This window comes from Streptomyces albicerus (assembly GCF_008905045.1).
GTDB classification, from domain to species: Bacteria; Actinomycetota; Actinomycetes; order Streptomycetales; family Streptomycetaceae; genus Streptomyces; species Streptomyces albicerus.
Genome location: NZ_VWMY01000018.1, coordinates 70097 through 92701, shown reverse-complemented (window position 1 = coordinate 92701; position 22605 = coordinate 70097). Strand labels below are relative to the sequence as shown.

The 22605-nt window shown below is 69.8% G+C and carries 15 protein-coding genes and 1 pseudogene; 6 read left to right on the top strand and 10 right to left on the bottom strand.

Annotated features, from left to right (window positions below):
• Window positions 1-242: 242 nt before the first annotated feature.
• Both GAS53_RS17780 and GAS53_RS17775 read left to right on the top strand, forming a co-directional pair.
• On the top strand, window positions 243-1727 hold the full coding sequence (locus GAS53_RS17780) for a cellulase family glycosylhydrolase (RefSeq protein ID WP_151478589.1): 1485 nt from the start codon (window positions 243-245) through the stop codon (window positions 1725-1727).
• Between the two features lie 12 nt (window positions 1728-1739).
• Window positions 1740-3449: a glycoside hydrolase family 6 protein gene (locus GAS53_RS17775; protein WP_151478588.1), complete on the top strand. Its 1710-nt coding sequence runs from the start codon at window positions 1740-1742 to the stop codon at window positions 3447-3449.
• A 104-nt stretch (window positions 3450-3553) separates the two neighbouring features.
• Here GAS53_RS17775 and GAS53_RS17770 read toward each other — a convergent pair whose 3' ends face one another.
• Window positions 3554-4324: a phytanoyl-CoA dioxygenase family protein gene (locus tag GAS53_RS17770; RefSeq protein ID WP_151478587.1), complete on the bottom strand. Its 771-nt coding sequence runs from the start codon at window positions 4322-4324 to the stop codon at window positions 3554-3556.
• Between the two features lie 167 nt (window positions 4325-4491).
• Here GAS53_RS17770 and GAS53_RS17765 point away from each other — a divergent pair, with 167 nt between their 5' ends.
• Window positions 4492-5376 (top strand): class I SAM-dependent methyltransferase, encoded by an 885-nt coding sequence (locus GAS53_RS17765; protein ID WP_151478586.1) that lies wholly within the window; start codon window positions 4492-4494, stop codon window positions 5374-5376.
• A 58-nt stretch (window positions 5377-5434) separates the two neighbouring features.
• A pseudogene (locus tag GAS53_RS17760) lies at window positions 5435-6048 on the top strand (SDR family oxidoreductase); the annotation flags it as partial.
• Between the two features lie 86 nt (window positions 6049-6134).
• Here GAS53_RS17760 and GAS53_RS17755 read toward each other — a convergent pair.
• Together GAS53_RS17755 and GAS53_RS17750 are read right to left on the bottom strand one after the other, a co-directional pair.
• Window positions 6135-6845 (bottom strand): glycoside hydrolase family 75 protein, encoded by a 711-nt coding sequence (locus tag GAS53_RS17755; RefSeq protein ID WP_151478585.1) that lies wholly within the window; start codon window positions 6843-6845, stop codon window positions 6135-6137.
• A 279-nt stretch (window positions 6846-7124) separates the two neighbouring features.
• Window positions 7125-7916, bottom strand: coding sequence for an aldo/keto reductase (locus GAS53_RS17750; protein WP_151478673.1), 792 nt, complete (start codon window positions 7914-7916; stop codon window positions 7125-7127).
• Between the two features lie 267 nt (window positions 7917-8183).
• Here GAS53_RS17750 and GAS53_RS17745 point away from each other — a divergent pair, with 267 nt between their 5' ends.
• Entirely contained in the window at window positions 8184-8972 is a 789-nt protein-coding gene (locus tag GAS53_RS17745; RefSeq protein ID WP_151478584.1) for a heparin lyase I family protein, read from the top strand.
• A 4-nt stretch (window positions 8973-8976) separates the two neighbouring features.
• Here GAS53_RS17745 and GAS53_RS17740 read toward each other — a convergent pair whose 3' ends face one another.
• From GAS53_RS17740 to GAS53_RS17720, 5 genes are all read right to left on the bottom strand, one after another.
• Window positions 8977-9756 carry an ABC transporter ATP-binding protein gene (locus GAS53_RS17740; RefSeq protein WP_151478583.1) on the bottom strand — a complete coding sequence of 260 codons (780 nt, stop codon included), beginning with the start codon at window positions 9754-9756 and terminating at the stop codon, window positions 8977-8979.
• Window positions 9753-12854: an ABC transporter permease subunit gene (locus tag GAS53_RS17735; protein ID WP_225858965.1), complete on the bottom strand. Its 3102-nt coding sequence runs from the start codon at window positions 12852-12854 to the stop codon at window positions 9753-9755. Before GAS53_RS17735 ends, GAS53_RS17740 begins: the two co-directional genes overlap by 4 nt.
• Before the next feature lie 74 nt (window positions 12855-12928).
• Window positions 12929-14185 carry an ABC transporter substrate-binding protein gene (locus GAS53_RS17730; RefSeq protein WP_151478582.1) on the bottom strand — a complete coding sequence of 419 codons (1257 nt, stop codon included), beginning with the start codon at window positions 14183-14185 and terminating at the stop codon, window positions 12929-12931.
• 167 nt (window positions 14186-14352) lie between these two features.
• Window positions 14353-16179 (bottom strand): AMP-dependent synthetase/ligase, encoded by a 1827-nt coding sequence (locus GAS53_RS17725; protein ID WP_151478581.1) that lies wholly within the window; start codon window positions 16177-16179, stop codon window positions 14353-14355.
• Between the two features lie 609 nt (window positions 16180-16788).
• Window positions 16789-17664 (bottom strand): LysR substrate-binding domain-containing protein, encoded by an 876-nt coding sequence (locus tag GAS53_RS17720; protein ID WP_151478580.1) that lies wholly within the window; start codon window positions 17662-17664, stop codon window positions 16789-16791.
• 241 nt (window positions 17665-17905) lie between these two features.
• Between GAS53_RS17720 and GAS53_RS17715 the strand changes: the two genes are divergently transcribed.
• The gene (locus GAS53_RS17715; RefSeq protein WP_151478579.1) at window positions 17906-18952 is read left to right on the top strand and encodes a bile acid:sodium symporter family protein; all 1047 of its coding nucleotides are present in this window, start codon (window positions 17906-17908) and stop codon (window positions 18950-18952) included.
• Here GAS53_RS17715 and GAS53_RS17710 read toward each other — a convergent pair.
• The gene (locus GAS53_RS17710) at window positions 18891-20126 is read right to left on the bottom strand and encodes a DUF4185 domain-containing protein (RefSeq protein WP_151478578.1); all 1236 of its coding nucleotides are present in this window, start codon (window positions 20124-20126) and stop codon (window positions 18891-18893) included. The two genes, GAS53_RS17715 and GAS53_RS17710, sit on opposite strands and share 62 nt — an antisense overlap.
• Window positions 20127-20136: 10 nt before the next feature.
• Window positions 20137-22053, bottom strand: a complete 1917-nt coding sequence (locus GAS53_RS17705; RefSeq protein WP_151478577.1) for a sialidase family protein — start codon at window positions 22051-22053, stop codon at window positions 20137-20139.
• Window positions 22054-22605 lie beyond the last annotated feature (552 nt).

The window sequence follows — 22605 nt, the reverse complement described above, 5'->3', positions numbered from 1 at the left end:
CTCCTTGCGGCTCGGAGATGGGGGGAGGAGCAACAAGCCTTGAACCAGTGGGAGCGCTCCCATATTGGAGAGGGGGGTGGAAGGGGTCAAGGTGTTTGAAGAGTCGAAATGATTCGATAGATCAAGAGTGCAACTCCTCTGTCCTTTACCATCACTTGGCGCTACCTTCATCCGCACCAGTGGGAGCGATTCCATCAGTCGACGCGTCTGTCACGACGCGACCGAGCTGTAAGGAGTCGCTCATGCGACACCCCCCGCGTTTACCTCTTTTAGTGATCGGCGCCGCCGCGGCCGCCCTCGTGGGCACCGCGGTCGCGCCGGTCGTCACGGCTTCCGGAGCCGCCCCCGCCTGCACGGTGGAGTACTCGGTCACCAGCCAGTGGGACAGCGGCTTCCAGAGCGCCGTGAAAGTCACCAACAACACGGCACCGGTGAGCAGTTGGAGCCTCACCTTCGACCTGGCCGGCGGCCAGAAGGTCAGTCAGGGCTGGAACGCCAAGTGGTCCCAGTCCGGTACGACGGTGACCGCGGCCAACGAGAGCTGGAACGGCTCGCTCGGCACCGGCGCGAGCATCAGCGCCGGGTTCCTCGCCTCGTGGTCGGGGAGCAACGCCGCGCCCACGGCCTTCAAGCTCAACGGCACGACGTGCAACGTTGATTCGGAGCCGTCCCCGGATCCGACCGACCCGACGGATCCGCCGGACCCGACGGACGGGCCGCCCGCCCTGAAGGTCTCCGGCAACAAACTGGTCGACGAGAAAGGCGCGACCCGCCGGCTGCTCGGCGTCAACCGCTCCGGCGGTGAGTTCATGTGCGTCCAGGGCTACGGCATCTTCGACGGCCCGGTCGACGACGCGTCCGTGAAGGCGATCGCCGACTGGAACGCCAACACGGTCCGCATTCCGCTCAACGAGGAGTGCTGGCTGGGCCTTTCCAACATCAAGCCCGAGTACGGCGGCGCCAACTACATCTCCGCCGTCAAGGACCTGGTGGCGAAGGTCAAGGCGCACGGCATGACACCGATGCTCGAACTGCACTGGTCCCACGGCCAGTACACCGGCAACTCGGCGGGCTGCTCAGACGTGCACGCCACCTGCCAGAAACCGATGCCCAACATGCAGTACACGCCGTCCTTCTGGGCCTCGGTCGCGAGCACCTTCAAGGACGACGCGACCGTCGTCTTCGACCTGTTCAACGAGCCCTACCCGGACCGCGCCACCTCCACCGCCACCCAGGCGTGGACCTGCTGGCGCGACGGCGGCACCTGCCCCGGCATCGGCTACGAGGTCGCCGGAATGCAGGACCTGATCGACGCGATCCGCGACACCGGCGCCACGAACCCGATCCTGGCCGGCGGCCTCGCGTACTCGAACGACCTGAGCCAGTGGCTGACGTACAAGCCGAACGATCCCACCGGCAATCTCGTCGCCGCCTGGCACGTCTACAACTTCAACACCTGCTCCGACGAAAGCTGCTGGAACTCCACGCTCGCGCCGGTCGCGGCCCAAGTCCCGCTCGTGGCGGGTGAGATCGGCGAGAACACCTGCGCGCACTCCTTCATCGACCGCGTCATGGCGTGGTTCGACGAGCGTGACCTCTCGTACCTCGGCTGGACCTGGAACACCTGGAACTGCAACTCCGGGCCCGCCCTGATCTCCAACTACGACGGCACTCCCACGTCGTTCGGCATCGGGCTGCGCGATCACCTGCGCTCCCTCGACGGATAGGACACCCCGCACATGAGCCGTACGAGAACAGCACTCCTCGCGGCGTTGGCGCTGGTCGCCGGCACCGCGGGCGCCGCCGTCGCGGCGATACCCTCCGACGTCGGCGCGGCCGCCGTCCCCTGCACCGTCGACTACAAGGTGCAGAACCAGTGGGACTCCGGCTTCACCGCCGCGGTCACCGTCACCAACAACAGTGCGGCCAAGTCGAGTTGGGCCGTGAAGTGGTCGTACGCCGGAAACCAGAAGATCACCAGCGGCTGGAACGCGAAGCTCAGCCAGAGCGGCACCGAGGTCACCGCCGCCAACGAGAGCTACAACGGCACGATGGCGGCCGGGAGTTCGGTGAGTTTCGGCTTCAACGGCACCTACAGCGGCACCAACGCGCTGCCCACGACCTTCACCCTCGACGGCGTGACCTGCAACGTCGACGACGGTGGCGGCGGCCCCACGGACCCGCCGGACCCGACCGGCCCCAAGGTCGACAACCCGTACTCGGGTGCCAAGGTGTACGTGAACCCGGAGTGGTCCGCGAAGGCCCGCGCCGAAACAGGTGGCAGCCGCATCGCCAACCAGCCCACGGGCGTATGGCTCGACCGGATCGTCGCGATCAACGGCGTGAACGGCGGCATGGGCCTGCGCGCCCACCTCGACGCGGCGCTGGAGCAGAAGGGCTCCGACGAACTGGTCGTCCAACTGGTCATCTACAACCTGCCTGGGCGTGACTGCGCCGCACTGGCGTCGAACGGCGAACTCGGCCCGACGGAGATCGACAAGTACAAGACCCAGTACATCGACCCGATCGCGGCGATCCTCGCCGACAGCAAGTACGCGGGTCTGCGCATCGTCACCACCGTCGAGATCGACTCACTGCCGAACCTCGTCACCAACACCGGCAGCCGGCCCACCGCCGTACCCGCCTGCGACACCATGAAGGCGAACGGCAACTACGTGAAGGGCGTCGGCTACGCGCTGAACAAGCTGGGCGCCATACCCAACGTCTACAACTACGTCGACGCCGGCCACCACGGCTGGATCGGCTGGGACGACAACTTCGGCGCGTCCGCCGACACCTTCAAGCAGGCGGCCACCGCCGAGGGCGCGACGGTCGACGACGTGCACGGCTTCATCACCAACACGGCGAACTACAGCGCCCTGAAGGAGAACAACTTCACCATCAACGACAACGTGGCCGGCAAGTCGGTCCGTGAGTCCAAGTGGGTCGACTGGAACCGCTACCTCGACGAGCTGTCCTTCGCCCAGGCCTTCCGCGACAAGCTCGTCTCGGTCGGCTTCAAGTCCGACATCGGCATGCTGATCGACACGTCCAGGAACGGCTGGGGCGGCACGGCCCGGCCCGCCGGACCCGGTCCGCAGACCAGCGTGGACACCTACGTCGACGGCGGCCGCTACGACCGCCGCCTCAACACCGGCAACTGGTGCAACCAGTCGGGCGCCGGCCTCGGCGAGCGTCCGCAGGCCGCTCCGGCCACCGGTATCGACGCCTACGTGTGGATGAAGCCCCCGGGCGAGTCCGACGGCTCCAGCTCGGCGATCCCGAACGACGAGGGCAAGGGCTTCGACCGGATGTGCGACCCCACGTATGAGGGCAACCCGCGGAACAACAACAACATGTCCGGCGCGCTGCCGAACTCGCCCCTGTCCGGGCACTGGTTCTCAGCGCAGTTCCAGGAGCTCATGAAGAACGCGTACCCGGCGCTCTGACGCTCCGCTGGTTGCGCTGGTAATGCGGGCCGCCATTTCGTCTGCGGGTTGAATGTGGCTGGTCGCGCAGTTCCCCGCGCCCCTTACGGGGGCGCGGGGAACTTTCAGTTGCTCCGGCCCAGGCCCCGGCGGATCGCGAACTCCACTGCCGAGTAGTTCTCGTCGGGGCGGTCCAGTTCGTACGGCACCGCCGGCATCAGTGGCGGCTGGGCCATGAAACGGGGGCGCGTCCCGTGATGCGGCTGGGCGGCGTGGACGAGGAAGGGGTGGCAGAGGTAGACGTCGCCCGGGCTGCCGGTGGCGTACGCGAGCGGGCGGTGCGCGGAGGCCTCGACGAGTTGCGGGGCGATTTCCAGCCCCGAGACACCCTCTTCCCCGTACGGCTCCAGGATCTTGGGCACGTCGAGGTGGGAGCCGACCCGGATGCGAGTCGGCGCGTCCTCCTCGGTGACCTCGCTGAAGAGGAAGAGCATCAGCAGCGCCCGGTCCTTCGAGCGGACATTGGTGTAGGGCCAAGTGGCGCCCTCGGGCTGGTAGCTGCCCTCGATGTGCCAGCCCGCGTCCTCCGGCTCCTCCTCGTGCGGGAAGCGCAGCGGGAAAGTGCCCAGCGAGTAGCGCGACAGCCACCGGTCCTCGCCCACCAAGAGGTCGAACGCCTCATGCAGCGCAGGGGTGTTGACCGCGGCGGCGAACGGCCCTTGCGCCATGTCGTGCACCCAGTGCACGGGCTTGTCCCAGGTCGACGGATCGTCCGGGTCGCAGCCGGTCTCCCGCCACAGCAGCCGCGCACAGTGCGTAGCGACGCGCGGCGGGAAGGCGCCCTCGAGCTTCACGAAACCGTCTTCGAGGAAGCGCTCCACCATGACGTCGTCCATGGGGGACATGCTGGATCACGGGGCCACGCGGGCGCATCTCATTTTGTCACCCCCTGTTTTTGCTGCCCTGTTTTTGCCGCCCGGCTTTGCTGTTTCCGCAACACGGGTGGCCGTTTCCGGGAGTGGCGGAGCACGCTGATGGCATCCCGAACGAGAGGCTCGGAACCATGGCACACGATCACGAACACGCCCAAGACCACGGTCACGATCACACCCACATCGACTTCGCCGAGATGCTCCCGATGCTGGAGCAGGAGGCCGAACTGTTCACCCCGGTCTACACGCAGGCGGCGGCCTGGCTGCGGGAGCTGCAGCCGGAGCCCGAGCTGATCGTGGACGCGGGCAGCGGCCCCGGCGTCATCTCCTGCCTCCTCGCCGACACGTTCCCGAAGGCCCGGGTCGTCGCCGTGGACGGAGCCGAGTCCCTCCTGGAGGCGGCCCGCGCCCGCGCCGCCCGCCTCGGCATCGCCGACCGCTTCAGCACGCTGGAAGCCGAACTCGCCGACGGTCTGGGTGACTTGGAGTACCCGGCCGATCTCCTCTGGGCCAGCAGGTCCCTGCACCATGTCGGGGACCAGCGGGGCGCCCTCGCCGGGTTCGCCGACCGGCTCGCGCCCGGCGGCACCCTGGCCCTGCTGGAGGGCGGTCTGCCCTCGCGCTACCTCCCGCGCGACATCGGCATCGGCCGCCCCGGCCTGCAGTCCCGGCTGGACGCGGTCCAGGAGGAGTGGTTCGCGCGGATGCGGGCCGACCTGCCCGGTGCCGTCGAGGAGACCGAGGACTGGCCGGCCCTGCTGACCGCGGTCGGGCTGCGCCATGCCGCGACTCGTTCGTTTCTGCTTGATCTGCCCGCGCCGCTGTCGGACGAGGGGCGCACGTTCGTCGCCACCAGCCTTGCCCACCGGCGTGAGGGCCTCGCCGAGGGACTCGACGCGGATGATCTGGCTACGCTCGACCGACTTCTCGACCGGGACGACAAGGCAAGTGTGTATCACCGGCCGGACATGTTCGTGCTAACGGCGATGACAGTGCATGTGGGAGTGAAGGCGTAGGCGCTTCGCGACGGGGTGCAGCCCCTGCCGGCATGGGTTGACATCGAGTGCGCTTCAGAGGCACCGGGTGACGGGGCGCGGGGTGGAGCGCTTGCGCGGGTTCGCGGAGCAACTTGGCGAGCCCGAGGCGCTGTTGACCATCGCGGGGACGCGGCCGACTACGACCACGTCCAGGCGGCCGTCGAGGCGACGGTGAAGGAGTTCGGACGGCTCGACACCGTCGTCGCCAACGCCGGGTTCGCCACGCACGACACCGTCGCCGAGGGCGATCCGGCCGGCTGGCGGGACATGGTGCTGACCAACGTGCTCGGGCCCGCGCTGCTCATCCGCGCGTCGATCGACCGGCTGAAGGAGACACGGGGGCGGACCGTGCTCGTCGGCAGCGTCGCCGGGCACGTCCACGGGCCCGGCAACCTCTACGGCGCGACGAAGTGGGCCGTGACCGGGCTCGCCGAGAACACCCGGCGACAGGTCACCGAGTACGGCGTGGGAGTCACCCTGATCTCGCCCGTCCGCGTGGAGACACCGTTCTGGGACAGCTACGGCAGCCTGCCGCCCGGGCACCTGCTCACCTCGGACCAGCTCGCGGAGTCGGTCGTCTGGGCGATCCGGCAGCCGAGCGGAGTCGATGTGAACACCGTGGTCGTACGGCCGATCGGCCAGCCGGTCTGAGCCACGGGGGCTGACGGGTTTCCGGCCCGCCCGGCCTCGTGCTGCCGGGCGGGCCGGAGCTCCGCCTGCCCACTCCTACGTCTTACTCAGTTGTTCTGCAGGAACCGCTTCGCCAGTTCCTCACCGAGGGACACCGCCGCGCTGTGGCTTTCGATCGGGGAGACGCGGGAGTTGGTGAAGACGATGTACGTCACTCCCGAGCCGGTGCCGCCGGTCGCCGGGTCGGGATCGATGCCGAGGGCCCGGGCGGTGGCGTACGAGGCCTCGCCGATGATCTTCGAGGGGCCGGTGTCGCCGACGACCGCGTACTGGACCTGGTTGTCGTAGATCACCGCCGCCACACTGCCGCCCTTGACGCCGGCGCCGGCGTAGTCCCAGATGCCGCTGGGGCTGGGCACGACGACGTGCGGGAGCGTCTCGGAGTTCAGCGGCCTGCCGTCGGACTGGGGAAAGGCCGTCTGGTCCTGGAACCACGGGTCGGTGTCTTCGTTGCACTCCGCGGTGACCTGGCCGTCGCAGTCGATGTCCATGTCGGCCTTCCAGAACACCGCGCCGTTCTTGTCGCACACGGGGACGGTGGCCGCCGTGTTCTCGTCGGTGCGGTATCTGCCGTTCGAGATCTGCGAACAGGACGTCACCTTCGCGAGCAGGGCGTCGGCGGTGACGCTTCCCTCCCGGGCCTGCGCGGGGACGGCGTCCGCCTGTGCCCGCGCGGGTACGGCGTCCGCCGGGAGCGCCGCGGCGGCGAGCAGCGCGGCACCGGCGGTCGTGGCGAGGGCGAGAGTTCGAATGCGCAAAGTGGGGACCCCTCTGGGCTTCGGGGAAGCCGCGCGACAAGGCGACGTGCCTCCGACGAATGCATGGACATCTACGTGACCTGCATGGACGTATGCGTGACCCCTGCACGGGTACTCGCGCGAGCCTGGCCGATCTCCGGCCCCGCGGCGAGGAGGCCGCGCCTTGGCTCACCCGCCCGCCGCATCCACGACACCGCGTCGGCAGAGCGCCGGCACTCATGACGAAGCCGCCGCCCGAACGCATCGGGCGGCGGCTTCGGTTGTCGTACGACCCTGCGGTCAGGCCGTGTTGAGCACCGCCGGGTCGGGGCCCAGACGGCGGTCCTCGTTGAGTGCGCTGATCGCGGCGATGTCCTCGGTGTCCAGGGAGAAGTCGAAGACCTCGATGTTCTCCTGGATCCGGGACGGCGTCACGGACTTCGGAATCACCACGTTCCCGAGCTGGAGGTGCCAGCGCAGAACGACCTGCGCGGGCGTACGGCCGTGCTTCTGGGCGATGGCCACGATGGCAGGGACCTCCAGGAGGCCCCTGCCCTGGCCGAGCGGCGACCAGGCCTCCGTGGCGATGCCCTGCTCCGCGTGGTACTCACGGGCCGCGCGCTGCTGCAGATGCGGGTGCAGCTCGATCTGGTTGACGGCCGGGATGACGGACGTCGCCTCGATCAGCTTCTCCAGGTGCTCCGGAAGGAAGTTGGAGACACCGATGGACTTGGCGCGGCCGTCCGCGTGGAGCTTCTCGAAGGCCTTGTACGTGTCGATGTACGTGCCCCGGGCCGGCATCGGCCAGTGGATGAGATACAGGTCGATGTAATCGAGGCCGAGCTTCTCCAGAGACGCGTCGAAGGCGCGCAGCGTCGCCTCGTACCCCTGGTCGCCGTTCCAGAGCTTGGTGGTGACGAAGAGGTCCTTCCGGGCGACACCGGAGGCGGCGAGACCCTTGCCGGTGCCCTCTTCGTTGCCGTAGATCGCGGCGGTGTCGATGCTGCGGTACCCGGCCTCCAGCGCGGTGGCGACGGCTCGCTCCGCCTCGTCGTCCGGCACCTGCCAGACACCGAAGCCCAGCTGAGGCATCTCGACGCCGTTGTTCAGGATGATCGGGGGGACCTTGCTCACGAGCTCTCGATCCTTCAGTCGTCGGGTGGTACTCCCATCGTCAACGATCACGGTCCGTTGTGCATTCCTGTCCCGTGCGTTCGCCGATCGAATCGGAGATTGGCTGGAAAGGTACCCGAGCACGCAGGTCCGAACCATTGACCGCGTCCCGTCATGCCGGGAACTCTGTTACACGTCGGTGAACGAGGTACATGTACATGAACTCGACGACGAGGTGAGAGCCCCATGACCCCCACAAGACGGAACCTGCTCGGCGCGGCACTCGGCGGCGCGGCGACGGCCGTCGGCCTGCCCGCCGCCACCGGCGCGCACGCCGCCGCCTGGCAACTCAAATGGTCCCCGTCGGCGCGCGCCGACGGGCTCGGCGCCTTCGAGACCATCGAGGACGACCGCGCCGACTCGCACCCCGCCGCGTCCCCGCACATCTACGCCACGGGCGACAACTGGCGCTTCAACATGCACACGGTCGACCGTGACACCTCGACGGACCGTCAGCGCCACGAGGTCACCGGCCTGCGCACGGGGAGCGGCAGCAGCTACCTCAAGTGGACCGAGGGCCAGACCTGGCGCGTCACATACGCGATGTACATCCCGAGCTCCCTGAAGGCGACCACCACCTTCACCCACATCATGCAGATGAAGCAGCCCGGCTCCGGGACCTCCCCGATCGTCGTGCAGTCGCTGAGGCGCGTGAACGGCGTGCAGACCATCGAGCTGAAGCTGTTCGAGGACGACATCCTCGTCGGCCGCACGGATCTCGAACCCCTGCACAACAAATGGATCGACGTCGACTTCCAGATCAAGGTCGGCAACGGCTCGGCGGGCTCCGTCCGCTGGATCCTCAAGAACGGCTCCACGACCGTCATCGACAAGTCCCGGACGGGCGTCGACACGTTCCTCGCCGACCGCGTACGCCCCAAGTGGGGCATCTACCGCTCCCTCGGCGACACGTCGGGCTCCCTGCAGGACTGCTACCTCCTGCTCACGAACATGCGGGGCTACCAACTCGTCTGAACCGTCAGCCCGCGGTCGTGCCCAGGTACGCGTCCCTCACCCGCTGGTCGGCGTGGACCTCGGCGGGGGTGCCCTCAGAGAGGACGCGGCCCAGGTCGAGTACGACGACTCGGGCGGAGAGTTCCATGACGAAGGCGACGTTGTGCTCGACGAGGAGGACGGCACAACCCTCTTGGTCTGACAGATGACAGATAACAGATGACAGATGACGTCTTTCGTCAGCTGTCATTCCGGAAGCGGGTTCGTCCAGCAGCAGGACCCTGGGCGGGTCCGCGACCGCCCGCGCGAGTTCGACCATGCGGGCCCGGCCGACCGGGAGGGCGCCGGCGTAGGTCCCGCCGAGGCCGTCGAGCCCGCAGGTACGCAGCACGTCCGCGGCCCGGGTGCGGCGGTCCTTCTCGTACGTACGCCGCGTCGGCGCCGCCACCAGATCGGCCGCGAGCCCGCCTCCGCCACCGTGCCACTCCTGGGCCACCAGCAGGTTGTCGGCCACCGTGAGCTGGCCGAACAGCTGCTGACGCTGGAACGTGCGGCGCATCCCGTGCCGGGCGCGCCAGACGGGGGAGCGGCGGGTGATGTCCGAACCGTCGAGCAGGACGCGGCCCTCGTCGGGCCGGCGGATGCCGGAGAGCACGTCGAAGAGGGTGGTCTTGCCGGCTCCGTTCGGGCCGATGAGCCCGCAGATCTCCCCGGGGTGCAGGGCGAGGTTCACGTCGTCGAGGGCACGGATTCCGCCGAAGCGGACGCCGACGCGGGTGGCTTGGAGGGCGGGGACGCTGGTCATGGCCGGACCACTCCCTTGGTGTCGGACGGCGTGGGCCGGGGGTGGGGCGCGGCTGTCTCGCCGTCGGGAGAGCTTGGAGGCTCTTCGTCGGCGGCTCCCGGCTGGTTCCCGGGCGTGGCCATCGCCTTCTCGGCCGAGTCGCGCCGGTCCTTCGCCGAGGTCGCCGAGGTCGTCGAGGTCGCCGAGGCAGCTGAGGCCGTCGACGTCGCCGAGGGCGCGGACATCGCCGAGTTCACCGCGGTCTCGGGTGCGGCGGGTTCGCCGGATGATCCGGCCGCCAGCCCCAGATACGCCTCCGTCAGGCGGTCCGCCTCCACGGCGGCACGTGGACCGCACCACGTCACCCGCCCCTGCGCCAGGTACGCGACCGTGTCGGCGACCCCGAGCACCTCGGTCGCCTTCTCTTCGACGAGGAGCAACGCCGTTCCGGTGTCGCGGAGTTCGGTGAGGAGGCGGAACACGTCGTCGACCACGCGTGGCGCGAGACCGAGGGACGGTTCGTCCGCGATCAGAACTTTCGGCGGGCGCTGGAGGAGCGGGGCGAGGGCGAGCATCTGCTGTTCACCGCCGGAGAGGGAACCGGCGGCGACGCCGCGCCGTCCGGCGAGGCCGGGGAAGCGCTCGTACACGGCCTCGCGCTGGTCCTTCTCACGCAGATACAGGGCGAGGTTCTCCTCGATGGTGAGCGCCGGGAAGATGCCCCGGCCCTCCGGGGCCAGCACGACTCCGGCCCGCGACCGGCGTACGGCTCCTTCCCGGGTGGCGTCGCGTCCGGCGACGTACACCCGGCCGCCGAGCGGAGCGACCAGGCCCGCCGCGACGCGGCAAGTCGTCGATTTTCCTGCCCCGTTCGGGCCGAGCAGCGCGAGGATCTCGCCGGGGCGGACCACGAGGTCCACTCCGTGCAGGACGGGCGCTCCGTCGTATCCGGCGCGAATGCCGCGGAGCTGGAGGGCGGGCCGCTCGCCGGGGGAGGCGGGTGCGGTCGGCCGGGCGTCACCGTCGGCGCCGGAGCCGTACGCGGCCGCCGCGGCGGCCGACGGGTCACCAGCCGTCCCGGGCTCTGCGACGGTCGACCCGTCACCGGTCCCAGACTCTGTGACGGTCGGCACCCCACCAGCCGTCCCGGGCTCTGAGGCGGCCAGTCCGTCACCGGCCGTCCCGGACTCCGTCCCCTTCGGCGTCCCGCGCGCCAGCCGCTTCCGATGGGCGCGCACCGACACCGCCGCGCAGTACCCGTCCGGATCGTTCGCCAGGGCCAGGCCCGCGAGGCCGAAGAGGATCACCGGAAGGTGCACGGACTCGGTGACGTAGTCCGAGACGAGATGCGGTACGAGGGCGTACACGAGCCCCGCGACGACCGCGAACTGCGGGCGCCGCAGGCCCGCCGCGACGACCACGGCGAGCCAGATCAGTCCGGTCATCGCGGTGAAGTCGGTAGCGGTGACACGGGTGTTGTAGGACGCGTACATGACGCCGCCGAAGCCCGCGAGTCCGGCCGACAGCGTGAACAGCACCAGCTTGGTGCGGACCACCGACACCCCGGAAGCCATCGCCGCCGCGGGCGCCGAGCGCACCGCGAGCATCGCCCGGCCGGACGGCGAGCCGCGCAGTGCGCTGAGCGCGGCCACAGCGGCGGCGACCAGCACGATCAGTGCGACGCCCAGAGCCCGGTCGTCGTTCAGATCCACCGGACCGAAGGCCGGCCGGGGGATCGACCACCCCGTGTCGCCGTTCCTCAACCAGCCGATCTGGAACAGGACTTGGTCCGCCAGGAAGGCGAGCGCTAGGGTCGCGAGGGCCAGCGAGCGGCCGCCGAGCCGTAGCGCGGGAAGGGCGACCAGCGCACCGAGCACGGCCGCCGCGCAGGTCCCCACGGCGGCCGCCGCGATGAACGGCCAACCATGGCTCATCAGCAGCCCCGCCACCAGCGCCGCGCCCGTCACGAAGGTCGCCTGCGCCAGCGACACCATCGCGCCGAGCCCCGTCACCACCGTGAAGGAGACGAACACCAGGGAAAGGGCGAGCCCTTGGGCGAGGATGCCGCTCCAGAAGGGGGTCGTGACCGTGTAGAAGGCCACCGCGAGCAGGACCGCGGCCGCCGTCCACGGCCCCCACCGCCGCAGCCAGGACCGCCCCGCCAGATAGTCGACCGGCGGCGCGTCGACGGCCGCGGTGCCCGCCGTACGACTGCGCCGCGTCATCAGCAGCAGCCCGGCGAAGAGGATCAGGAACGGCACGGCGGTACGGAATCCGGTGATCCGCTCGGCGAAACTCGCGTACCCGGCGACCAGGTTCTGCAGCACCCCGAGCCCGAGCCCGCCCGCGAACGCCAGCGGGATGGAGACGAAGCGCCCGAGCACCGCCGCCGTCGCCGAGACGAAGAGGAAGAGCGTGAAGTCGTGGGCCGACAGGCCGAGGAGAGGCGTGGCCAGGACGCCCGCCAGGCCCGCGAGTCCCGACGACAGCATCCAGGCGATCGACGACAGCCGGTCCGCGCTCATCCCGCGCAGCTCCACCAGCGAGCGGTTGTCGACGGCCGCCCGGAGTTTCAGCCCCAGTGGGGTGTGCCGCATCAGGATCCACAGCCCGACCGCCACCACCGCCGTCGTGACCCAGGTGATCAGCTGGTCCGAGTCGATGCCGACGCCGTCCGTCAGCTGCCAGGACTTCGCCGGACTCGGCCCGACACCGGGCAGTCCGAACTGGTTCTCGGCGGGTTTCACCGACGCGCCCGCGTCCTCCAGCAGCTCGACGATCCACAGCCCCAGCGCAGGCAGCGCCACCAACAACCCGATGGTGGCGACGATTTGAGCCGTCTCACCAACTCGTGCCAGCTTGCGGAACATCAGCCGGTCGAGCCCCCAGCCCAGCACGGGCGCCACCACGCACACCAGCAGCACGGCCGTCGGTACGGCGGGCCAGCCGAAGCCCGAGTGCAGCTCGTAGAAGGCGAGCGCGCACAGGTAAGCGGTCGCGCCGTGTGCGAAGTTGAAGAGGCCCGAGGCCGAGTAGGAGAGCACGAGACCAGTGGCGAGCAGCGCGTACAACGCGCCCGACACCAGTCCGCTCAGTACGAATCCGAGAAGGTCCGACATGCCGAGTCCTCAAATCCCCAAATCCTCAAGTCGCCAAGTAGTCAAGGCCCCCTGAACCGGGCCGGCTTGCGGGCCTACTTGAAGGGGATCGGCTGATAGCACTCGAAGGGCGCCGACACCACGTACTTCCCGTCCTTGAGCTGGACGAGCGCCCCGCAACCGAACGACTCCTTCTGCCCCTTGGGCTCGGCCCGGTCGCCGACCATCGTGCCGGTGTCCGCGAACCCGTCCGCCGCCTTCTGGAAGGACGCCACGGTCAGGTCCTTGCCGGCCTTCTTCGCGATGGCGAGGAACAGGTCGGCGGACATATAGCCGGTCATCATGTGCATGTTCAGAGGCACGTCCTTACCTGCCGCCTTCCTGATGTCCTCCTTGAACTGCGTCATGGCCGCGCTGTCCTGCTCGAACGGCTGGAACGACAGCAGCACGTGCACCCCGTCCAGCGCCTTCTTCGTCGCGCTCTTCGCGAGCAGTCCGGGGTCGTAGTCGGTCGGATCGGTGAGCAGACCGGCGTATCCCGTGCGCTTGATCGCCGTGAACAGGCCGATGTTGTACGGGGTCTGCATCACCGAGACGATCGCGTCCGGCGCCTTGCCGCCGTCACTGCGCAGGATCTCCTTCGTATACGCCGACCAGTCGCTCGGTGCGGAGGCCGCGGGCACCGACGGCTTCGCGTACGTCACCTTGAAACCGGCCGACGCGAAGCTCTGCTTGTACGTGCGGATGCCGAACGTCCCCGCGTCGCTGTCGTTCGCGATGATCGCCACGCTCTTGCCGGCTGCGCCGCCCATCACCTTCTTGAGGCCCTCGGGCCAGGTCTGCGAGATGGTGCCGCCCGGCATCGGCACCATGCAGCCGCCGAAGCCGTAGATGTACGACGGACCGCAGAAGGACGGCAGTGTGCCCCAGCCGAAGGTGGGGACCTTCTGCTTCTGCAGGAAGTCCGCGCCGGAGAACGTCGTCGAACTCATCGGCGCGATCGCGAACACCTTGTCCTGCTGGACGAGTTTGCGCGCCGCCGAGAGGTTCTTGGCCGGATCCTGGCCGTCGTCCTCCGCGCCCAGGTAGTCGATGTCCCGTCCGTTCACGCCGCCTTCGGCGTTGGCACGGTCGAAGCGGGCCTTGGCGCCGAGGTCCGTGTCCTTCTTCGAGTACCCGCTGGCGGTGGTCATGGAGACGATGCCGCCGACCTTGATCGAGTCGTCCGTGACTCCGCGTACGGAGTTCTCGGCCTTCGAAGTCCCGCTGGTGGACGCCGAGTTGCAGGCGGTGGCGAGCAGTAGCGCGGTTGTGGCCGCCGCGGCGGCGATGGTGCGGGTTGTTCGCGACACGGTCGGTCCCCCTCCGTCGGGTGACCGAAATAATCCGTGCGATCTGACGATGCGTCAATATCTGACGCATCGGTAGGTGATGAACCGTCAGGAATGGCTTGTGTGTTGGCTGCGGGTTGGATGTGGCTGGTCGCGCAGTTCCCCGCGCCCCTAAAGGGGCGCAGCCTCTACGCCCGATACAGGGCCTCGACCTCCGACGCGTACGCGTTCTCGATCGCCTTGCGCTTCAGCTTCAGTGAAGGTGTCAACAGGCCGTGTTCCTCGGTGAACTGGTGAGCCAGTATCCGGAACGTGCGGATCGACTCGGCCTGGGAGACGAGGGTGTTCGCGGCCACCACGGCCCGTCGTACCTCGGTCTCCAGGTCGGGATCGCGGACCAGCTCCGACGGAGTCAGCTGGGGCTTGCCCCGCATCCCCAGCCAGTGTTCGACGGCCTCCCCGTCGAGGGTGACGAGTGCCGCGATGTACGGGCGGTCGTTGCCGACGACGATGCATTGGGCGACCAGCGGATGGTCGCGTACCCGTTCCTCCAGGATTCCCGGCGAGACGCTCTTGCCGCCGGAGGTCACCAGGATCTCCTTCTTGCGCCCGGTGATGGTGAGATAGCCGTCCTCGTCGAGCGCGCCGATGTCGCCGGTGGCGAGCCAGCCGTCGTGCAGGGCGGCGTCGGTGGCCTTGGGGTCGTTGAGGTAGCTCTCGAAGATGTTGGCACCGCGCAGCCAGATCTCGCCGTCGTCCGCGATGTGCACGGTGGTGCCCGGGATGGGCTGACCGACGGTGCCGTACCGGGTGCGCTCGGGCGGGTTGGCGGTCGCGGCCGCCGTGGACTCGGTGAGCCCGTACCCCTCGAAGATCTGTACGCCGGCGCCCGCGAAGAACAGCCCGAGCCGCCGGTCCATCGCCGAGCCGCCGGACATCGCGTGCTTCACCCGCCCGCCCATCGCGGCGCGGATCTTGGAGTAGACGAGCTTGTCGAAGAGCTGGTGCTGCACCCGCAGTGCGGCCGAGGGGCCGGGGCCGATGCCCCAGGCCTTCGCCTCCACGGCGTCCGCGTACCGCACCGCGACCTCGACGGCCTTCTCGAACGGGCCCGCCTTGCCCTCTCGCTCGGCCTTCCTGCGCGCCGCGTTGAAGACCTTCTCGAAGATGTACGGCACGGCAAGGAAGAAGGTCGGCTGGAACGCGGCCAGGTCGGGCAGCAGGGCCGCCGCGTTGAGCTGCGGCTGGTGGCCGAACTTGACCCTCCCCCGGATCGCGGCGACCTGCACCATCCGCCCGAAGACGTGCGCGAGCGGCAGGAACAGCAGCGTGGCCGCCTCGTCGCCGCGCTTGGAGTGGAAGAGCGGCTCCCAGCGTTCGGTGACCGTGTCCGACTCGAACATGAAGTTCGCGTGGGAGAGGACACAGCCCTTGGGACGGCCGGTCGTGCCGGAGGTGTAGATGATCGTCGCCGTCGACTCGGGCGTGACCGCCCGCCGGTGCCGGTGCACCACCTCGTCGTCGATGTGCCCGCCCGCCTCGTACAACTCCTGCACGGCGCCCGCGTCCAGCTGCCACAGCTTGTGCATCGTCGGCAGCCGGTCGATGACCGTGGCGATGGTCATCGCGTGGTCCTCGTGCTCCACCATCGCGGCCGACACCTGCGCGTCGTGCAGCATCCAGAAGACCTGCTCGGCCGACGAGGTGGGGTAGATGGGTACGACCTGGGCGCCGATCGACCACAGCGCGTAGTCGAAGAGGGTCCACTCGTAGCGCGTACGGGACATGATCGCGACCCGGTCGCCGAATCGGATGCCGTGCGCCAACAGGCCCTTCGCCAGGGCCAGGACCTCGTCACGGAACTCGGCGGACGTCACGTCGCGCCACTGTCCGTCGTCGTCCTTGCGGCCGAGTGCGATGTAGAGCGGGTCGTCCTGGGCATGTTCGAAGACGGCATCGGCCAGACCGCCCACCGGCGGCGCCGACGCCAATGGAGGGTTGGTGAACTCGCGCAATCCCCGCTCCTTGGTGGCGCTCCGCAGCGCCGTGAAAGCTACCCCAACGGGCGTCGCGGCGGGAGGGGCGACGAATCGACTCAGGGCCGGGCGTACGCACTGGTCAACCCTTGAAATACGGCCACAAGGGGGGAGGCCGGGACAGAATTCTTACTCTTCCGTAAGTTTCGGGCCCGTAATCTCCACGGAATCTGTACGACGCGGTTACGCTGCGCTGGCTTGGCGGGGTGGGGTGGGGTGGTCTGCGGGGGCTGCTGTTTGTTATGTGCGGGCTGAGTGTGGCTGGGCGCGCAGTTCCCCGCGCCCCTGAGGGGCGCCCCTGCGGGGCTGCCCCTCATTGACGCCAGCCCTCTGTGACGCCAGCTCTCAGCGGCGCGGGGACGGCGGTGCGGTGTTCGGGTCACCGCGCCGCCGTCCCCGATCACTGACGCGATGCCGGGGCCTCGGCGGCCGGGGCTCCGGCGGCACCCCGCCAGGACTTGCCGCTCCCGGGGTGCTCGTACCAGCATCACTACAAGCGCACGGGCGGGCGCGTCTGTCACACCCGGGACCACCGCCGCGGTGTCGGCCGGGCGGGTCGGCCCCGCGGCCTTTGCGGATCGCCGCCGGTCAGGATGCTCGGCGGCCTCGGTGCAGCCTGTCGCCGCCTGCCAGGATCGATGCCGCCAAGGCGTCGGCCGCCCCCTGTGCGGACGTCCGGCGTCTGCCGTGTACGAGGACGAATTCGACCTCGCCGAGTTCGGGGAGGCCCGAGCGGTCGGGAACGCGGACCAGGCCCGGCGGGATCAGGCCCCGCGAGTGGGCCATCACGCCCAGACCCGCCCGGGCGGCCGCGATGAGGCCGTTGAGGCTGCCGCTCGTGCAGGCGATGCGCCAGGCGCGGCCCTGGCGTTCCAGCGCCTCCAGGGCCAGGGCTCGCGTGATCCCCGGCGGCGGGTACACGATCAACGGCACCGGGCGCTCCGGATCCAGCCGGAGCCGCTCCGCTCCGATCCAGACCAGACGGTCGTGCCAGACCAACTCGCCGCGCGGGTCCTCGGGGCGGCGCTTGGCGAGCACCAGGTCGAGCTTTCCGTCGGTCAGTTGCTCGTGGAGGGTGCCCGAGAGCTCGACCGTCAGCTCCAGGTCCACCTCGGGATGGTCGTGGCGGAAGGCCTCCAGGATCTCGGGAAGCCGGGTGAGGACGAAGTCCTCGGACGCGCCGAAACGCAGCCGGCCGCGCAGCCGCGTCCCCGTGAAGAACGCCGCCGCCTGCTCATGGGCCTCCAGGATGCGGCGCGCGAAGCCGAGCATCGCCTCGCCGTCCTCCGTCAGCTCCACGGAGTGGGTGTCCCGCGAGAAGAGCTGGCGCCCCGTGGTGTCCTCGAGGCGGCGCACGTGCTGGCTGACCGTGGACTGGCGCAACCCGAGCCGCCGGGCGGCCTGCGTGAAGCTCAGCGTCTGGGCCACGGCCAGGAACGTACGCAGCTGTGAAGGGTCGTACACGCCCCCCAGGCTATCGCGATTCATGATGACAGTCAGAACGGTATGACGGATTCCCGATCACGGTCCTGAGGAGGACGATGGAGAGGGCACGACCCGTCCATGGACCGGACCCGCCACAGACCGACCCAGTCACCCGGTCATAGAACGAACCACCTGCAGACCGAACCAGCTACAGACCGAGTCAGCGACAAAGACGTCAGCGACGAAGACTGAGCGACACAAGACTCAGCAACGGAGCACCGTGAAACGCCTGAAGTGGCCGTCCTGGCTGCCGATCGACCCGTACATCCTGCTGCTGCTCGGGACGGTGGGCCTCGCCGCCCTCCTGCCCGCCCGGGGCACCGGCGCCGATGTCGCGTCCGGTGCCTCCACCGCCGCGATCGCCTTTCTCTTCTTCCTCTACGGGGCGCGTCTGTCCACCCGTGAGGCGATGGACGGCCTGCGCCACTGGCGGCTGCACGTCACGGTCCTGGCCTGCACGTTCGTGGTGTTCCCGCTGCTCGGCCTGGCGGCCCGCGGGCTCGAACCGGTCCTCCTGAACCACTCGCTCTACACCGGCCTGCTCTTCCTCACCCTGGTCCCGTCCACGGTCCAGTCCTCGATCGCCTTCACCTCCATCGCGCGCGGCAACGTGCCCGCCGCGATCTGCGCGGGCTCCTTCTCCTCCCTCGTGGGCATCGTGGCCACCCCGCTGCTCGCGGCGGCCCTCCTCGGCAGCACCGGAGGCGGCTTCTCCGCGGACTCGCTCCTCAAGATCGTGCTGCAGCTGCTCGTGCCGTTCCTGGCAGGACAGGTGCTGCGACGCTGGATCGGCGGCTTCATCACGCGCCACAAGAAGGTCCTCGGATACGTCGACCGCGGTTCGATCCTTCTCGTCGTCTACACCGCGTTCAGCGAGGGCATGGTCCAGGGCATCTGGCACCAGGTCAGCCCGCTGCGCCTGGGCGGCCTGCTCGCCGTCGAGGCCGTGCTGCTCGCGGTGATGCTCGCGCTCACCTGGTACGGCTCGAAGGCGCTGGGCTTCAACCGCGAGGACCGCATCGCCATCCAGTTCGCCGGGTCGAAGAAGTCCCTCGCCTCCGGACTGCCCATGGCGAGCGTGCTGTTCGGCGCCCAGGCCTCGCTGGCCGTGCTGCCGCTGATGCTCTTCCACCAGATGCAGCTCATGGTCTGCGCGGTCATCGCCAAACGCCGCTCCCACGACCCCGAGGCGGAACGGCCGGCCGTCAGCCGGACCCCAGCCGCAGAGTCACGAATCGCGGTCGGTACAGGGACACGTTCCGGTTGAGGTTCGACTGCGCCGCGACGCCACCGGTCGTGTCCAGCCAGTTGACGTCGTAGCTCAGCACGAGCCTGCCGCCGTTCAGCGCCGGGTGGGCCTGCGGGTTGTACGCCGCGACGCCCGCCCGCTGCTCCGGCAGCGGCGGACTGAAGCCCTTGCCGGGCCCGTGCCAGGGCCCAGTGGGGGAACACGCCCAGTACGAGGTGATCGTCGTCAGCCCCTCGGCGCCCGCGGCCATCGTGAACAGCACATAGGTACCCCCGTCGCGGGCGACCGTGAAGGCGCTGCCCACCCCCTTGCGCCCGCCGTCCCCCAGCACGGGCTTCATCAGCGAGGGGATGGTCCACCGCTCGCCGTCCCAGTACTGCCACGCGGCCGGATCCGCCAGCCGGTCGCGGGGCACGCGCGCGACGTACGCCTTCGACGCGGGACGCGAGGCCGCCCGGGCGTCGTCGCCGCCGAAGACGTACGTCCACTTCCCGTCGCCGGTCAGCGCGGTCGTACCGAACAGCACCCGCTGCGCCGGATCCTGGACCCGCTGCTGGTCGAGGATCCGCACGATCCCCTCGACCCGCAGGTCGGGCAGCGACAGCGTGGCGACCTCGGTGGCGGTGGGGACCCCGTAGATCCAGGGGTACTGGCCGGTCGTACGGGTCCACAGCACGACCCGTACGACCTGCTCGGACGAGCCGGGGGAGCGGGACTCGACCCGAGCCGCCACCGGCCAGCGCCACTGACCGGGCCCCGGGTCTGCGAACAGCGGCGCGGGCAGCGTGCGCTGGAGGCGGCCGTCGTCCATGACCACGGCTGAGTTGCGGACCAGGGGCGCGGTCGTGTCCCGCCACGCGTAGGACTCGCCCGCCGGGTTCGGCGGACGGTACACCTGGCCGAGATACGTGTCCGAGAACAGCCACAGCACCCGCCCGTCCGGCAGCCGCACCGAGTGCGTGCCGTCGCCGCCGGTCCAGTCGTCGGCCCGCGAGGCGTCGTCCCCGTACCGTGCGAACTCGCCCGTGAGGTCCGGGTCCGCGGCCCACGACGAGACCGTACGGGCCCGGCAGGCGCCCTCCCGGTCCTCGTCGTCCGGGAGGGCGGTGAGCAGCACGGCCCCGAGGACCAGGGCCAGGAGCAGGCCCAGACCGGTCCCCGTGCGCTGTCGTGCTCGTGCGTCGTCGGGCACGCCCGGGACGTTAGTGGCTGCCGCTCACCCGGTCCATGGGCAGCCACAGGACGGTGTCCCGGGTCACATCGATGGCCTCTGCACCGGCCTGTGCATCGGCCGTTGCATCGAACCTTGCATCGGTCAGTTCGGCGTCGCTCAGCGCACGGTCGTAGACCCGTACGCCGTCGATCGCGCCCGCGAAGTGCGCCCGGCTGTCGGGCCTCTGGCCGATGTGCACACCGAACGGCGAATTGCGGCTCACGGAACCGGGCACGTCCGCCGTGCTGATCGCGGCCCCGTCGATGAACAGCGTGAGCTGTCCGCCGCCGCGGCGCAGCGCCAGATGGTGCCACTGGCCGTCGTTGTACGCGACGGTCGTGCGCACGGACGCGGACCGCGGGGCACTCGCGCCGTCCCGCACGGTGATCAGCCCCTGGATGCGGTTGCTCGCGGGTTCGCCGCGCAGCCACACCTGCGGCTGGGTGGTGCCGACCCCGCCCATCCACAGCAGCGGCCGCTCACCGGTGGTGGCCGTGTAGCGGAACCACAGCGACGTCGTGAAGTCCTTGGTCCCGAGCGGCAGTCCGTCGCGGTAGGGCAGGCGTACGGCGTCGTCGGTGCCGTCGAACTCGAGGGCGCCGCCGGACACGCCCGCCGTCTCCTTCACGCCGCCGAGGACCGCCGCGCGGCCGGCGCCCGGGGCGAGGTCGGCGGTGGTCGGGTCCGGGCCGCGGCGCTCCTGGAGCCAGTCCTCGTGGAACCGCGCGAAGCGGATCTCGTCGCGCGCATCTATCGCCCCGCCCTCGTACATCAGCCCGACCGTGTCGAGGCCGATGCCCACCATGTCCGAGTAGCCGGACCAGTCGGTCGTGACGACCGTGCCGCGGTCCACGCTGTCCCAGGTGCGCCCGCCGTCGTACGAGGAGCGGATCATCATCGTCCGGCGGCGGTCCGGGTCGCCGGGGCAGGCGAGCAGGAGCCGGTTGCCCAACCGCAGCGTGGAACCCTGGACTTGGGGCGTGTAGAGGTCCGGGAGGGCGCGGAAGGGGGAGACGAAGCTGTCGCCGCCGTCCCGGCTGACCGCCTGCGTGCGATGGCCGAGATCGGTGCCGTCCTGCTCACGGCCGCTGACGAGGATCGTCCCGTCGGTGCGCTCGGTCATGGTGATCTCGGACGGCTTCTGCCGGAACGTGCCGTCGGCGGCGATCGGCCACGAGTCCGTCGCCCCGATCCGCCAGTGGTCGCCGCCGTCGTCGCTGACGATGAGCGCGGCGTGGTTGGCGGTGACCTGACTGCCGCTCCACGTCTCGGTGTTGACGCCGAAGACGAGCCGGCCCGCGTGCGCGCCCCGGGTCAGCTGGATGCCGTGCACGGGGCCGGTCGCGTACCAGGAGTTCCAGTGGTCCGGCAGGATCTCGTCGCTGAGGTCGCGCGGCTCGGACCAGGTGAGTCCGTCGTCGTCGCTGTGCTGCAGGTGCGGGGTGCGGTCGCAGGGAACGTCGCAGTTGCGGCCGTCCGTGCGTCCCGTGTTGTACGTCTCGGCCAGCAGGACACGCCCTGTCTCGCGGTCCACGATCGGGGCGGGGTTGCCGTGCGTGTCGCCCGCGCCCTCGTTGACGACCTGCAGCGGGCTCCAGGTGCGGCCGCCGTCGGTGGAGCGCTTGACCACGATGTCTATGTCGCCGGCGTCGCTGCAGTCGTTCACCCGGCCCTCGGCGAAGGCGAGCAGCGTGCCCTTCGTCGTCTTCACGACGGCCGGGATGCGGAAGCAGGCGTAGCCGGGATCCTGGGAGGCCTTGAAGATCACCTGCTGTTCGAACTCGGTGGACTCGCCAGGCTCGTCGGGCGGTTGGGCCTGCGCGGGGCCTGTCAGCGCGAGCAGCGCGGCGGTGGTGAGAACCGCTGCCAGGGTGGCTCTGAGGCGTGCGCGAAGACTTGACGGCATGGTGCGACCTGCCCTTCATGCGTCTGGACACTTGGATACGTCTGGACATCTGGACATCCCACGTCCAACGTGCGCGCCACAGACGCTACTTGGGCGCTCAGGCACCTCACAAGAAGCGTGCACGGGTCGCAGTGGGGAAGTTCGCGGACAGGGGTCGGGCGGGCTCCCGTGCCGTGATCATGAGAGCCCCTCTTGAGACTGTGGAACACCAGGTGCCGTGGGCGGGCGACGACGCGTGCCGTGGCCAGGGGAGTTCCCTCCGTCGGAGCAGTGGCGGGGGCACCGGGAGGAGCCCCTGCGGGCTCGGGAACAGGAGCGGTCGCGCCACTCCTGCGGCAGACCGGCGCGTCCGGATCGTCCGCGGGCACCCGGAGGCTGTGGCCGTCCGGGCAGGCGGGCCCGGGCTCGCGTTGCTCGCCCCTGGGGCCGGGATCCCCCTTCGGTCCTTGACAGCCCTACGCACCGTCGGCACCGGGCGGCCCGGCGGAGCAACGGACCGCCGGCCCCGTCCAGGCCGTCCGCCTCGCCGCGTGGTCCGCGCTCCCCGCCGGG